Origin of the sequence: Falsiroseomonas algicola (assembly GCF_011040385.1) — a bacterium.
In the GTDB taxonomy this organism is placed as follows: Bacteria; Pseudomonadota; Alphaproteobacteria; order Acetobacterales; family Acetobacteraceae; genus Falsiroseomonas; species Falsiroseomonas algicola.
In genome coordinates this window covers 86,072-99,343 of sequence record NZ_JAAIKB010000016.1, presented here as the reverse complement: position 1 = coordinate 99,343, position 13,272 = coordinate 86,072, and the positions used below count along the sequence as shown (strand labels likewise).

The following is a 13,272-nucleotide window of genomic DNA, read 5'->3' as shown; positions in this document are numbered from 1 at the left end:
CACCATCCTCAACGCCATCATCCGAACCGGAAAGCCATGGGACGCAAAACCCGCTTGACGACCAACACAGTCGCTCAATCGCCGGGCGCCGGCTCCGCCGGCTTGGCTTCGCGGCACTGGCCGAGGGCCGCGTTCGCGGCCTCGGCCGGCTGAACGCCGGCCGCAGGTCGCGCTCCCCGACAGCGCGCTCACTCCCCGATGCTCAGCAGCGCCCCCCTTTCCCGCGCCGCCTGGAACTGCCGCAGGAACAGCGCGACGGCGCCCGCCAGCCAGACCAGGTTCAGCCCGAAAGCCGCGGCCAGGTGGCCCCAGGCGATGGTGCCCTCCAGCAGCACGCCGCGCATGCCCTCGAACACATGCGCCGCCGGCACCATCAGCGCGATGGGCTGCAGCCAGCCCGGCAGGACGGAAACGGGGTAGAACACCGCCGCGAAGGGCGTCAGGCCGAACAGCACGGACCAGGCCAGCGGCTCCGCCCCCGCGCCATGCCGCAGGATCAGCGCCGTGACGCCGAGTGCCACGGCCCAGCCCATCATCATCAGCCCCGCGAAGAACAGCACGATGACCGGCCCCAGCGTCCACAGCCCGAAGCCGTAGAGCACCCAGGCCAGCCCGACCGCCGGCAGCACCCCCGCCAGCATCCGCAGCATGCTCATCGCCACCAGCCCCGCCACCAGTTCCATCGGCCGCAAGGGGCTGACGAAGACATGGCCGAGGTTGCGGGACCACACCTCCTCCAGGAAGGAGATGGCGAAGCCCATCTGGCTGCGGATCGCGACCTCCCACAGCAGCACGCCGCCCAGCAGCACGCCCGCCGCGACGCTCGCCACGTTGTTCTGCACGCCCGCGAGGTAGGCGGTGACGAAGCCCCACACCACCATCTGCAGGACGGGCCAATAGGCCAGTTCCAGCAGCCGCGGCCAGGACCGGCGATAGAGGGCCAGGTGCCGGTACATCAGCCCCCAGATGCGGCGCGCCGACGATGCCCCGCTCATGCCGCGCGCTCCGCCGCGTTTCCGCGGTCACGGGCGATGTCCAGGAACACCTCCTCCAGATCGTCCCGCCCGTAGCGGTGCAGAAGGTCGGCCGGGCTGCCGCGATCCACCACGCGGCCTGCGCGCAGCATCAGCACCTCCGCGCAGAGCCGCTCCACCTCCGCCATGTTGTGGCTGGCCAGCAGGATCGCGCAGCCGCTCTCCGCCCGGTAGCGCTCCAGCCAGGACCGCACCCAGTCGCCGGTATCGGGGTCGAGGCTCGCGGTCGGCTCTTCCAGCAGCAGCAGATCCGGCCGGTTCACCAGCGACTTCGCGAGTGCCACCCGCGTCTTCTGCCCGGCCGACAGCTCCCCGGCCGGGCGCTTCAGCAGCTCCGTCAGCTGCAGCTGCTCCGCCAGCTCCTCGATCCGCGCGCGCGGCTTCGGCACGCCGTAGAGATGCGCATAGACCATCAGGTTCTCGGCCACCGACAGCCGGTGCGGCAGCGCGACATAGGGGGAGGAGAAGTTCATCCGCGCCAGCGCCGCGAAGCGGTCCGTCGCCATGTCGTGCCCCAGCGCCAGGATGCGGCCCTCGCTCGGCACCAGCAGGCCGAGCAGCATGGCGATGGTGGTGGTCTTGCCCGCGCCATTGCCGCCCAGCAGCCCCCAGGTGGCGCCGCGCGGCAGGGTGAAGGAGAGGTCCTGGACGGCCGCCTGGCCATCCGGCCGGTAGCGTTTGGTCAGCCCCTGCACCAGCAGGGCCGCATTCTGATCGGGAGGCATCCCACGGATATGCGCGGCCCGCCGCCGAGGGCAAGCGAACCCGCGATCACAGCCCGCGCCGGCGCTTCTCCACCAGCGGTCCCTGGAAGCGGCGGATGCCCACTTCCCATCCCCAGGCGATGGCGGCCGGGCGATCGACGCCCACCAGCACCACGCGCTCCGGCCCCTCCCCTTCCGCCAGCACGCTGGCCAGGGCGGGCGGCACCGTCATCGGCAATTCGGGTGACCAGCGCAGCCGCAGCAGGTCCAGCCCCAGCCGCGCCAGCGGCAGCACCGCCAGCAGCCCCGCCGTCGCGTCATCCAGCGCCGTCACATAGCCGCGCGCCCGCGCCAGGTCCCGCGCCGCCACGAACCCCGCCGGATCGGCCAGGATGTCGGCGGCGCGGAACCCCAGCGTGATCTCCTTCCGCCGCCCGGCCGGCAGGCCGGCATCGAAGCGGTCGAAGGCGGGGGTCGAGAGCGTCCCGGGCGTGACGGGCAGGCCGACCGGCTTCCAGGCCAGCTGCGCCGCGGGGCGGCCGATCTCGGCCAGCATCCGCGCTTCCGCCAGCCGCGCCAGGCGCCGCTTCAGCGCGGCGGAAGCCCCGCTATCCGCGCCGCCCAGCGCCAGGTCGGACAGGGCCGGCCAGGCGATGCGGCGGTCCTCCCACAGCGGCTCCGCCAGCGCGCCGTCGGGGTCCATGCGGCACACCGTCTGGCAGAAGGTCACGGGCTCCAGATCCGCCCGCGCCAAGGCGCGCTCCGCCGCCGCCACCTGGGCGGAGGTGACGGGCGGCCGCGCCGGGCCCGGATCGGGCTCCTCCGGCGCGGGATCCAACCCGAGGCTCTCCGCCGCCGTCGCCAGCAGCTGCGCCGCCGCCTCCGGCAGCCGCATGCTCCGCACCGCATCCTGCGCCGCGGCTTCCAGCGTCCTCGCCAGGGCGAGCCGCGTCGTCTCCAGGGCGAGGGCCGGCGGCGGAGCCACCGCCACCACATCGCCATTCGGCAGGTCAAAGACCCGGGTGCGGGCGCCGGAGAGCGCCGGCCCCAGCGCATCCCGCAGCAGCCGCTGGTGGTGCGGCCGCCGCATGGCCGGCGACAACCCGGCCATGCGGAGGTGCAGCACGTCCCGCGACGCATTCGCCGCCACCGTCTCCCGCACGAAGGCCGCGAGGTCCGCCGCCGCGCGGATGGTGGAGGGCCGGCGGTCGGTGTCGATCCCGCTCACGCCGGCAGCCTCAGGGCCGCGGCCAGGGCCGGCGTCGGCTCGATCCGCGTCACGCCGAGGCTGCGCGCCCAGGCCAGCGCATCGGCATCCCGGACCCCCGCCAGGGTCAGCCGTGCCGGATCGACCCGCCGCAGCGCCGCGTAGCAGGACGGCGCCAGCACGGCCTCGCTCCACTGCAGGCGCAGCCAGTCGGCCGGCAGGGCATCGGGCGCCATCAGGCCCAGCATCTCCGCCGTCAGCCCGTCCAGTTCCATCGACCAGCCCAGGCCGGCCAGCACCTCCCGCCGCGCGGCCAGGGCCCTGGGGTCCGCGGCCTCCTCCGCCGCCACGGCGGCGACCAGCATGGACCCGCCCCGCGCGCCGCCATCCCGCCCGGTCAGCGCGGCCGGGGGCACGGGCAGGTGCAGCGGGCCGGGCAGCCGGTCCCCGATCAGCGTGCCGCGCTGGGCGGGATCGCCCACGGCGCGCAGCAGCCGCCCGGCGATGGCGCGGGAAGCATACTCCACCAGGTCCCGGTCCTGCCCCAGCACGCCCATCCGGCGCGCCAGCGCATCCCGCGCGACGTCGAGTCGCAGGAAGGCGGGCTTCGCGCCACCCGGCTCCAGCCGGTAGCCAAGGTGGCGGGAGACCAGCCCCTCCAGCGGCACGCGCGGCAGCCAGTCGTCCAGCCCCGCCAGATCCGGCCCGGCACCGGCGGCGATCGGCTCCGCCAGGGTGTCGCGCCCTGCGGCATAGTCCAGCAGGGCCGGTGCATCCCGTTCCAGGGACCAGATGCCGGTGGCCGGCGCGCCCAGCAGCCGGTCCAGCAGCGCCCGCAGCCGTTCCGCCCGCGCCGCCTCCGCCCCCACCAGCAGCAGATCGTCCCCCGGCCCGTCCAGCACCGTGCCGCCGGCCGCCAGCGCGCCTTCCTGCAGCAGGGCGCGGGCCACCCGGCGGCGATGCGCCGGCAGGTCCCTCACCCGCAGCACCACGCGTCCCGCCGCCGCCCGCAGCGCGTCGCGCATCACCACCGCCAGGGGCGGCGCCGAGGGCGACACGAGGGCCGTGACCTGCGGCACGCCCCCCGCCAGCGCCACCACGGGGGGTGCCGCCGTCACCGGATCGCGGAACGTTGAGGCTTCGGGCATGATTGATGGCACCGCCGGGGGCCAGAGGGGGAGCCGGAGGGCGACGCGCGCCCGCCTTCGCGCTAGGTTCCTCCCGGCATGCTTACGGAATTCTTAGCGCCCGCCCGGCTCCCCCCCGGGCAGCGCATCTACGCGATCGGCGACGCGCATGGCTGCGTGGCGCGGCTGGAGACGCTGCACGACCGGATCGTGGACCATCTGCTGGACCATCCGGCCGAACAGGCGACGCTCATCCACCTCGGCGACTATGTCGATCGCGGCCCGGACAGCGCGGCGGTGATCGACCTGCTGCTGGGCCCGCCGCCGCTGCACGGGCTGCGCGTGGTGAACCTGATGGGCAACCACGAACAGATGATGCTGGCCGCCCTCTCCCCCACCGCGCCGGACCAGGTCGTCTCCTTCTGGCTCGACAATGGCGGCGGCGCGACGCTGGAAAGCTATGGCCTGCACCCGGAGGATGGCCCGACCTTCGAGTCCATCCCGGACGAGCATTTGGCCTTCCTGCGGGGCTGCCGGACCAGCCATGCCGCCGGCGGCTACTTCTTCGCCCATGCCGGAATCCGGCCGGACGTGCCGCTCGATGCCCAGGACATCATGGACCTGACCTGGATCCGGGAGCCCTTCCTGTCCTGGCGCGGCCCCATCCCCGCGGTGGTGGTCCATGGCCACACCCCCTCCAAGACGCCGGAGGTGCGGGCGCATCGCATCGGCATCGATACCGGCGCCGTCTTCGGCGGCGACCTGACCTGCGCGGTGCTGGAGGATGACCGGATCGGCTTCCTGATGGCGTGAAAGCGGGCAGGAACCGCCCCCTTTATTGCCCACCCGCGCGGGCGTGCCTTGCGCCCGGTGGCGCGATTGGAGTAGGGCCCATGTATGCAAGGCCCCGCGCCCGCCGACCTGCCAACCCCCGAGATCCCCGTCGGTGACCTGACCGAGGCGGTGCGCCAGCTCAAGCGCGCCTCCGTCCTCGTCGTCGGCGACGCCATGCTCGACCGCTATGTCTACGGCCAGGTCCAGCGCGTCAGCCCCGAGGCGCCGGTCGCGGTGCTGGCAGTGGAGCGGGAGCTCGCCATGCCCGGCGGTGCCGGCAACGTGGTCCGCAACCTCACGGCGCTGGGCGCCGCCGTCGCCTTCGTCTCCGTCGTCGGCGACGACCAGGCGGGCAGCGACCTCACGGGGCTCATCGGCGGCCAGCCCAATGTGGAGCCCTGGCTGCTGGTCCAGGGCGGCCGCGCCACCACCACCAAGACCCGCTTCATCGCCGCCGGCCAGCAGCTGCTGCGCGCGGACCATGAGATGGCCGGGCCGATCAACGAAAGGCTGGCGGACCGCATGGTGCGGATCGCCGCCGATGCGGTGGCCGCCACCACCGTCATGGTGCTGTCCGACTACCAGAAGGGCGTGCTGGCGGGCGATGTCGCGCAGCGCCTGATCACCGCCGCCCGCGCCGCCGGCCGCCGCGTGGTCGTGGACCCCAAGGGCCGCGACTATGCGCGCTATGCCGGTGCGGACATGGTCACGCCCAACCGCGCCGAACTGGCGCTGGCCACCGGCATGAAGGTGGACACGGAGGAGGCGATCGTCGCCGCCGCCCAGGCGCTGCGCGCCGCCCACGGCTTCGGCGCCGTGCTGGTGACGCGGAGCGAGGACGGCATGACGCTGGTGGATGGCCAGGGCGTCCGCCACTTCCCGGCCGAGGCGCCGGAAGTGCATGACGTCTCCGGCGCCGGCGACACCGTCGTCGCAGTGGTGGCCGCGGGCCTCGCCGCCGGCCTCGCCGCCCCCGTCGCGGCGCGGCTCGCCAACATCGCGGCCGGCATCGTGGTCGGCAAGGTCGGCACCGCCGTGGCGCGCGAAAGCGACCTGGCGGAGGCGCTGACGCCGGAACGCGGCGCGCTGCGCAAGGTGGTCTCCCGCGCCCAGGCGATCGAGCAGGTGGAACGCTGGCGCCGCCGCGGCTGGCGCATCGGCTTCACCAATGGCTGCTTCGACCTGCTGCATCCCGGCCATGTCCACCTGCTGGAACAGGCGCGGTCCTGGTGCGACCGGCTGGTCGTCGGCCTCAACGCCGATTCCAGCGTGAAGCGCCTGAAGGGCGAGACGCGGCCGATCCAGGGGGAGGCCGCGCGCGCGGCTGTCCTCGCTTCCGTCGCCTCGGTGGATCTGGTCAGCGTGTTCGAGGAGGACACGCCGATCGACCTGATCAAGCTGCTGCGACCGGACGTGCTGGTGAAGGGCGCGGACTACACGGTGGAGACTGTGGTGGGCGGCGACTTCGTGGCCGAATGGGGCGGCGTCGTCCGCCTGGCGCAGCTGCTGCCCGGCCAGAGCACCACGGCCACGGTCGCCCGCATCCGGGGCTGAGGCGCCGGTTTCGCTGGCCTTTCGGGCGATGTTCCGGTTATGATCCGGCCGCCACGGGGCCTTGCCTTGCCTTCCGGCGTTGCCGCAAGCCGCCGACGAGCACCGCGAAAACGCGACTAAAGGTGCATAAATCGGCTAATCGGCTTAAAGGCATTAGTGACTAAAAAGCCACATTTCCTGGCCCTCAATCGCCGATCCATCGCAACGGCCTCCCTCACTCCACCAGCAGCGCCGCCCGCAGCTCCGCCAGCCCCGCCGGGTCCTGCAACGCCGCCAGCCGCCCCGCCGCCGTCACGGCATAGCGCTGCAGCAGGGCGCGGCGGCGCGCCGGGGCCAGGGGATGGGCCGGCGCCTCCCGCACCAGCGCGGCCTCTCGCCCCTCCACCACCAGCAGGCCGACATCCTCCGGCAGCAGCTCCACCGGGAAGTCGAGGTCCACGGCGAAGTAGAGCAGGTCGCAATACGCCCGGTATTCCGGCCACTTGTTGTCACTGAGGAAATCCCGCGCGCAGGACTTCACCTCCACCACCGCGAAGCGCCCATCCGGCAGCAGCGCCAGGATGTCGGCGCGCCGCCCGTTCGGCAGCGGCATCTCCCGCACCGGCGCCCAGCCCCGCAGGCCGCAGAACAGGCTCGCGGCGCGGCACACTGAAACGGTTCGCTCGGGGACGGTCAGGACGATGGCCATGCCCTACGTTCGTCCTTCGTTCACGCAACAGTCAATCCGCTGGAAAAGAAAGGAACTGAAAAGGCTGCGGCGCGTGTTGCAAACCATGGTCGCAACACGTTTTGCCGTCGCCATCCACATCCTTCTTCTCCTCGCCACGGAGCCGGGCGGGCAGGCCACCAGCGGGCGCCTGGCCGAATCCGTCGGCACCAACCCGGTCGTCATCCGAAGGCTGGCCGGGCAACTCGCGCGCGCGGGACTGATCCGCATCCGCCGCGGCCCGGGGGGCGCCGAGCTCGCCCGTCCCGCGGCGGAGATCACCCTCGCCGATGTCTGGCAGGCCATGCGCCGCAACGGCCTGCCGCTGCTGCCGATCCATCGGGCCCCGAGCCGGGGCGATGCCGTCGGCCGCGCCACCCCCGCTTTGCTGCGGGATGTCTTCGACGCCGCCGAGACGGCGCTGGAGGAGCGGCTGTCCACCGTCACGGTGGAACAGCTGTGCCAGCGGCTGGAGGTGGCTCAGCCGACCTGATCGAGCCCCGCGCGCAGGGCTTCCACGCCGGGCGCGCGAGGATCGATCAGTCCGTGCCGCAGGAAGAAGTCGATCAGCACCAGGTTCACGTTGAACTTGATGCGGTCGCTCTCCCGCAGCACCTGCATGACGGCGGCGGCGGGCAGCAGCGCGAAGCGCTCGACCTCGTCGTCATGCGGCCGGGGGACGAAGCCCTCCGGCAGTTCCAGGTCGTAGCAATGCAGCACGTCCCGCCTCAGCCCCTCCGGCACCGCCATGATGTAGGAGACGCGGCCGACCGGCACCGCCGTCGCGGCCAGTTCGGGCGGGATGGAGGCTTCCTCCCCCGCCTCCTTCACCAGGCATTCCGCGGGGGAGAGCCCGGCCGGGATGCCGCCGGCCACCACATTGTCCATCTGCCCCGGCGCCACCGGCTTGGTCCGGGACCGCCACCCCACCCAGAGATGCAGCCCGTCCGCGCGCCGTACATAGCCGTTCACATGCACGCCCTGGGACATGGCGCCGAAGGCGGGCATGGCGCCGCGGTCGAGCCGCGCCAGCACCGGGCCATCGGGCGTGGCGCGGACGTCGAAATCCTCGTGCCGGATCGTCAGGTGGCCACGACCCGCCAGGCCCTTCACGGCGGTGGCCAGCGCCTCGCTGCGCGCGCCGGGCGCCCGCAGCCGCCCGGCCAGCGCCACGCCGCGTTCATCGAAGTGGAATTCCCGGGGGTAGAAGGCCAGCGCCCGCGCCAGCTCCGTGCCGACCCACCCCACCTGCTCCTCGCCGATCCGGAAGCGGATGAGGTGGGAGGGGGAGGCGATGTTGTTGCAGGCGGCGATGTGCCGCTCGAAGGGGGCGAGGTCGGTGGCGGGGGCGTCCATGCGCCTCCTTAGCGCGCGGCCCCGGCGCGATGCACTGCGCCCTACGCATGGCACCGCTACCCCCTTGAGTGTTTGCGGCCGCTGCGCCACGCCCCACTTGGAGCATCGAAGCCCCCCGGAGCCACCGAGTGCAGAAGAATATCGCCGGCGAGCGCAGCCATTTGCGCACGCTGATGGCCATGGCGCCCTATCTCTGGCCGCAGGGCGAGCCCGGGCTGCGCTTCCGCGTCGTGGCGAGCCTGGCGCTGCTGGTCTTCGCCAAGGCCGCCAACGTCCTGGTCCCCATCGCCTTCGCCCGTGCCGTCGATGCCCTGGCGCCGCAAGCCGGGGGGGCCGGCGCGGTGGCGGCGGTGCCGATCGCGCTGGTGCTCGGCTACGGGCTGATGCGCATCACCAGCAGCGGCTTCAACGAGTTGCGGGATGCGATCTTCGCCCGTGTGCAGGGCCGCGCGACGCGGCGGATCGCGCTGCAGGTCTTCCAGCATCTGCACGCGCTGTCGCTGCGCTTCCACCTCGATCGCCAGACCGGCGGCCTGTCCCGCGTGCTGGAACGCGGCACGCGCGGCATGACCTTCGTGCTCGACTTCCTGCTGTTCAACATCGTGCCCACGATTTTCGAGATCCTGCTGGTCTCGCTGATCCTCTGGGGCATGTTCGACGTCACCTTCACCGTCGTCATCCTCGGCACGGTCGGCGTCTACATCGCCTACACCCTGCTCTTCACGGAATGGCGGCTGCGCTTCCGCCGCGCGATGAACGAGACGGATACCGAGGCCAATACGCGGGCCATCGACAGCCTGCTGAACTACGAGACGGTCAAGTATTTCGGCAATGAGGGGCATGAGGCGCGGCGCTACGACGCCAGCCTGGAGCGCTACGAAAAGGCCTATGTGCGGTCCGAGGTCAGCCTCAACGGGCTCAATTTCGGCCAGCAGGCCATAATCGGGCTCGGCCTGACCATCGTCATGCTGATGGCGGCCGGGCGGGTGGCGCATGGCGGCATGAGCGTGGGCGACTTCGTGCTGGTCAACACCTACATGATCCAGCTCTTCCAGCCGCTGAACATCCTGGGTTTCGCCTATCGCGAGATCAAGCAGGGGCTGACGGACATGGAGGCCATGTTCCGCCTGATGCGGGAGGAGCGGGAGGTCGCCGACAAGCCCGGGGCGCCCGCCCTTGCCGTGACACAGGGAGAAATCCGGTTCGAGGATGTGCGGTTCGGCTACCGCCCCGACCGGCAGATCCTGAAGGGCGTCAGCTTCACCGTGCCGCCGGGCCGGACACTCGCCATCGTCGGCCCGACCGGCGCCGGCAAATCCACCATCAGCCGCCTGCTCTTCCGCTTCTACGACGCGACCAGCGGCCGCGTGGCGATCGACGGGCAGGATGTGCGGGACGTGACGCAGGACAGCGTCCGCCACGCCATCGGCGTGGTGCCGCAGGACACGGTGCTGTTCAACGACACCATCCGCTACAACATCGCCTATGGCCGCCCTGGCGCGACGCAGGAGGAGGTGGAGAACGCCGCCCGCCTGGCGCAGGTGCACGACTTCGTCCTCCGCCTGCCCGATGGCTACGACACCAAGGTCGGCGAGCGCGGGCTCAAGCTCTCGGGCGGCGAGAAGCAGCGCGTTGCCATTGCCCGCACCCTGCTGAAGGACCCCCGCCTGCTCATATTGGATGAGGCGACGAGCGCGCTCGACACGCGGACGGAGCAGGATATCCAGGCCGCTTTGCGCGACGCCGCGCGGGGCCGCACCACGCTGGTCATCGCGCATCGCCTGTCCACCGTGGTGGATGCGGATGAGATCCTGGTGCTGCAGGACGGCCATGTCGCGGAACGCGGGTCCCATGCCCAGCTGATCGCGGCCGATGGCCTCTACGCCGCCATGTGGCGCCGGCAGTCGGAGGCCGTGGCGGCGGCGGAAGCCGCGGCGGCCGCCCAGGCGGCGGCCCAGGCGGCAGCGGAGATCGCCGAGACCGCCTGACCCCCGAATACGGGCCGAGGGGTTTCCCTCGCCCCGCTCCCTGCCTATGTGATGACGACTTCAAGGAGGCCCGCCGCATGCAGTTCGACCCCCAGGGCGTGGCCCCGGAAGACCTCAGCCACGCCGGTTCGGTGGTGGACAAGGCCATCGAGTACATGATCGAGCAGGGGATCGCGCCGATCTCCATCGCCTCCGCCCTGCTGGGCGGCGCGCTCGGCATGCTGTCGCGCAGCATGGATGACCGGGCGGTGGCCGGCGTGCTGCGCAGCGCGCTGGCCTCCGTCGAATCGGGAGAGCTGGCGGAGATGCGCCGGGCGGCGGGGTCGCCGCCCCACGCCGCCAATCTCTAGTCGCGAATCTCCAGCTGCGGGCCTCCGCGCCCTTGACGCAACCGGGGCGATCCGCGATAGGAGCCCCCCTCCGGACCACACCGCGCTCGGCAGCCTGGCCAATTCGTCCCAGGTACCCGGGTGCGCGCTTATCGGGATAGAAGTCATGGCCCGCCGCTGCGGAATCACCGGCAAGGGCGTGCTGACGGGCAACAACGTCAGCCACGCCAACAACAAGACCCGGCGTCGCTTCCTGCCCAACCTGCAGGAAACGTCGTTCTTCTCCGATATCCTCGGCACGCCGGTGCGCATGCGCCTGTCCGTCAAGGGCATCCGGACGATCGAGCACAATGGCGGCTTCGACGCCTTCCTGCTCGGCACCCCCGATCGCGACCTGCCGGCGGAGGCCCTGGTGCTGAAGCGCCGCCTGTCGCGCGCGCAGGAAAAGAAGGCCGCCGCGGCCTGAAGGGCGAAGGCGTCCGGCTTGCCGGAGTGACCTGCTGAAGGCCGGGGCCATGCCCCGGCCTTTTTGTTTCCGCGCACGAGCCGCCTGGCCAATGCGGGTGCCGACGCGACCTCACGAAAGTGTCATCGGTGATTGTCGCTTCAGCCTGACACTTCGTGGCTTTTGGCCTTCTAGAGTTTACCCTTTGGCAACCAGCACCGCCCCACTGTCGCGGTGATGACGCCCGATTCACTCCTGATGATCGTCCTGCTGCTGGTCGCCGTGGCGATCGCCACGGCGCTGCGCGTCCGGATGGTCCTGATCGATGCCCGCAACCGGGTCGCGGCCTCCGAACGGCTGGCCGCCGCCCGCGGCCGCTGCCTGTCGCTCGCCGCGCAGGAATTGCGGGGCCCGGGCCTCGCGCTGATGGCCCAGGCGGCACAGCTGGCGCCGGCGTCGCGCCGCGATGGAGAGGAGACACCCCTGGAAGGCGTCGCCCAGCATCTGCTTCGCCTGGCCGATGACCTCGCCGATTTCGCCACCGAGCCCTCGCCCCGTGCGCTGCATGAGGCGCCGGCCCTGCTCGGCCCCGTGGTGGATGCCGCCGTCGCCTCGGTGGCGGCGCAGATCCGGCCGGGCCGCCGGCACTGGCAGATCGACCCCAACCTGCGCAGCCTGACGGTCAAGGCCGATCGCCGCGCGCTGGAAGGGGCGCTGGCCGCGCTGCTGCGCCGCGCCGCACGCCATTCCCGCGACGGCGACGTGGTGGCGCTCCGCCATGTGCTGGGCGCAGAGACGGTGGCGATCGTCGTGGAGGATGAGGGCGATGGCCTGCCGGCGCATGACATCGTGGCCGATGCCGCCGGGCCGTTGGCCGGCACGCGGGGCCTCGATCTCGGCCTGACGCTGGCCCGCTCCCTTGCCGCCGCGCATGGCGGCGACATCCGGCTGGAAAGCGCGCCCGGCATTGGCGCCCGCGCCTGGCTGACGCTGCCGCGCGAAAGGCTGCTCGAGGTCGTCTGATCAGAGCAGTTCGAAGACCAGCAGAAGGGTCCGCTGCAGTCGGTTCTCGTTGTCGTCGGAGATGATGGCCAGCAGCGTACGGCCATCCCGCCGCAGCACCGCCAGGCCCTCGTAATTGTCGCTGGGCAGGGGCGCCGCCAGGCGGAGCAGTTCCTCGCCCTGCAGCACCGCGCCGATGGCCGGGGCTGCCAGTTGCGCGGCCGGCACCCGGACCAGGCGACCGGAGAAACCGCCGAAGATGGAGAAGCTGCGTTCCAGCACCAGCAGCGCGCCATCCGGCAGGGCCGCCGCATCCACCGGCAGCAGGCCGCCGGGCCCGATCCGATAGGCGATGGGCTGCCAGGCGCCGGGCCGGCCGATCCAGGCCGCGGTGATGCTGGCATCGACGCCGGGCGGGAACTCCTCCGCGATCGCCACCAGCCGGCCATCGGGCAGCACGGCCAGCGATTCCAGCCCGGCATTGGCCGGCGCACGTTCGAGCCCGGGCGGCGCCGCCACATAGGTTCCGGGCGAGGACAGGGTGCGATAGGCGCGGAGACGATGCCAGCGCTCGAAGCCGACGAGCCAGCTGCCATCCGGCAGCCGTGCCAGCGATTCGGAATCGCCGGCATGGCCACGCTCCAGCGGCCGCCCCGCGCCATCGCGCAGCGGTCCCGTGCGGATCAGCGTCACAGAAGTCGGGCGAAGACCCGCATCCAGCGCCAGCCGCATCTCCGCGAAGCGGCCGAGGTCGGAGATCGCGGTCAGGGTGAGGTCATCGGCCAGATGGAGGGCTGACAGCCCGCCGAAGCCCAGCACGCGGCGATCGATCTCGAGCCCGCCCAGGACCCGGAGCGGCCCGCCCGCCGGCAGGGCTGGCAGGTCGAGCGGCCGGCTGAGCGCGCCGGCCTCCGCCCCCGGCATGCAGCCGGACAGGACCGCCGCGGCGGCGGTCAGCAGGCCGCGGCGGGTAGCCATGCCTGGGC

Annotated in this window: 14 protein-coding genes; 7 read left to right on the top strand and 7 right to left on the bottom strand. The window is 72.3% G+C overall.

Annotation, left to right across the window (positions count from 1 at the left end):
* Positions 1-188: 188 nt before the first annotated feature.
* The 4 genes from G3576_RS26620 to G3576_RS26605 are packed head-to-tail and all read right to left on the bottom strand — an operon-like array spanning position 189 to position 4,093.
* Positions 189-995: an ABC transporter permease gene (locus tag G3576_RS26620; protein ID WP_164697527.1), complete on the bottom strand. Its 807-nt coding sequence runs from the start codon at positions 993-995 to the stop codon at positions 189-191.
* A complete protein-coding gene (locus G3576_RS26615; protein WP_164697526.1) occupies positions 992-1,759 on the bottom strand; it encodes an ABC transporter ATP-binding protein in 768 nt (255 codons plus the stop codon). The genes G3576_RS26620 and G3576_RS26615 overlap by 4 nt, the downstream gene beginning before the upstream one ends.
* A 46-nt stretch (positions 1,760-1,805) precedes the next feature.
* The gene (locus tag G3576_RS26610) at positions 1,806-2,966 is read right to left on the bottom strand and encodes a hypothetical protein (protein ID WP_164697525.1); all 1,161 of its coding nucleotides are present in this window, start codon (positions 2,964-2,966) and stop codon (positions 1,806-1,808) included.
* Positions 2,963-4,093 (bottom strand): hypothetical protein, encoded by a 1,131-nt coding sequence (locus G3576_RS26605; protein ID WP_164697524.1) that lies wholly within the window; start codon positions 4,091-4,093, stop codon positions 2,963-2,965. The genes G3576_RS26610 and G3576_RS26605 overlap by 4 nt, the downstream gene beginning before the upstream one ends.
* A gap of 78 nt (positions 4,094-4,171) precedes the next feature.
* Here G3576_RS26605 and G3576_RS26600 point away from each other — a divergent pair, with 78 nt between their 5' ends.
* Both G3576_RS26600 and rfaE1 read left to right on the top strand, forming a co-directional pair.
* Positions 4,172-4,885, top strand: coding sequence for a metallophosphoesterase family protein (locus G3576_RS26600; RefSeq protein ID WP_164697523.1), 714 nt, complete (start codon positions 4,172-4,174; stop codon positions 4,883-4,885).
* Between the two features lie 84 nt (positions 4,886-4,969).
* Entirely contained in the window at positions 4,970-6,460 is a 1,491-nt protein-coding gene (rfaE1, locus tag G3576_RS26595) for a D-glycero-beta-D-manno-heptose-7-phosphate kinase (protein ID WP_164697522.1), read from the top strand.
* 214 nt (positions 6,461-6,674) lie between these two features.
* On the opposite strand, the gene G3576_RS26590 is transcribed toward rfaE1, so the two are convergent.
* Positions 6,675-7,148, bottom strand: coding sequence for an MmcB family DNA repair protein (locus G3576_RS26590; RefSeq protein ID WP_164697521.1), 474 nt, complete (start codon positions 7,146-7,148; stop codon positions 6,675-6,677).
* 85 nt (positions 7,149-7,233) lie between these two features.
* Here G3576_RS26590 and G3576_RS26585 point away from each other — a divergent pair, with 85 nt between their 5' ends.
* Entirely contained in the window at positions 7,234-7,659 is a 426-nt protein-coding gene (locus G3576_RS26585; protein WP_164697520.1) for an Rrf2 family transcriptional regulator, read from the top strand.
* Here the strand turns inward: G3576_RS26585 and G3576_RS26580 are convergent.
* Positions 7,647-8,522, bottom strand: coding sequence for an NUDIX hydrolase (locus tag G3576_RS26580; protein WP_164697519.1), 876 nt, complete (start codon positions 8,520-8,522; stop codon positions 7,647-7,649). The two genes, G3576_RS26585 and G3576_RS26580, sit on opposite strands and share 13 nt — an antisense overlap.
* A 173-nt stretch (positions 8,523-8,695) precedes the next feature.
* Here G3576_RS26580 and G3576_RS26575 point away from each other — a divergent pair, with 173 nt between their 5' ends.
* The 4 genes from G3576_RS26575 to G3576_RS26560 all read left to right on the top strand — a co-directional run bounded on the left by G3576_RS26575 (position 8,696) and on the right by G3576_RS26560 (position 12,307).
* Positions 8,696-10,510 carry an ABCB family ABC transporter ATP-binding protein/permease gene (locus G3576_RS26575; protein WP_164697532.1) on the top strand — a complete coding sequence of 605 codons (1,815 nt, stop codon included), beginning with the start codon at positions 8,696-8,698 and terminating at the stop codon, positions 10,508-10,510.
* A gap of 77 nt (positions 10,511-10,587) precedes the next feature.
* Entirely contained in the window at positions 10,588-10,860 is a 273-nt protein-coding gene (locus tag G3576_RS26570) for a hypothetical protein (RefSeq protein WP_164697518.1), read from the top strand.
* A 145-nt stretch (positions 10,861-11,005) separates the two neighbouring features.
* Positions 11,006-11,305 (top strand): 50S ribosomal protein L28, encoded by a 300-nt coding sequence (rpmB, locus tag G3576_RS26565; protein ID WP_164697517.1) that lies wholly within the window; start codon positions 11,006-11,008, stop codon positions 11,303-11,305.
* Between the two features lie 237 nt (positions 11,306-11,542).
* Positions 11,543-12,307 carry an ATP-binding protein gene (locus G3576_RS26560; RefSeq protein WP_164697516.1) on the top strand — a complete coding sequence of 255 codons (765 nt, stop codon included), beginning with the start codon at positions 11,543-11,545 and terminating at the stop codon, positions 12,305-12,307.
* Here G3576_RS26560 and G3576_RS26555 read toward each other — a convergent pair whose 3' ends face one another.
* Positions 12,308-13,264, bottom strand: a complete 957-nt coding sequence (locus G3576_RS26555) for an esterase-like activity of phytase family protein (RefSeq protein WP_164697515.1) — start codon at positions 13,262-13,264, stop codon at positions 12,308-12,310.
* Between the last annotated feature and the right edge of the window lie 8 nt (positions 13,265-13,272).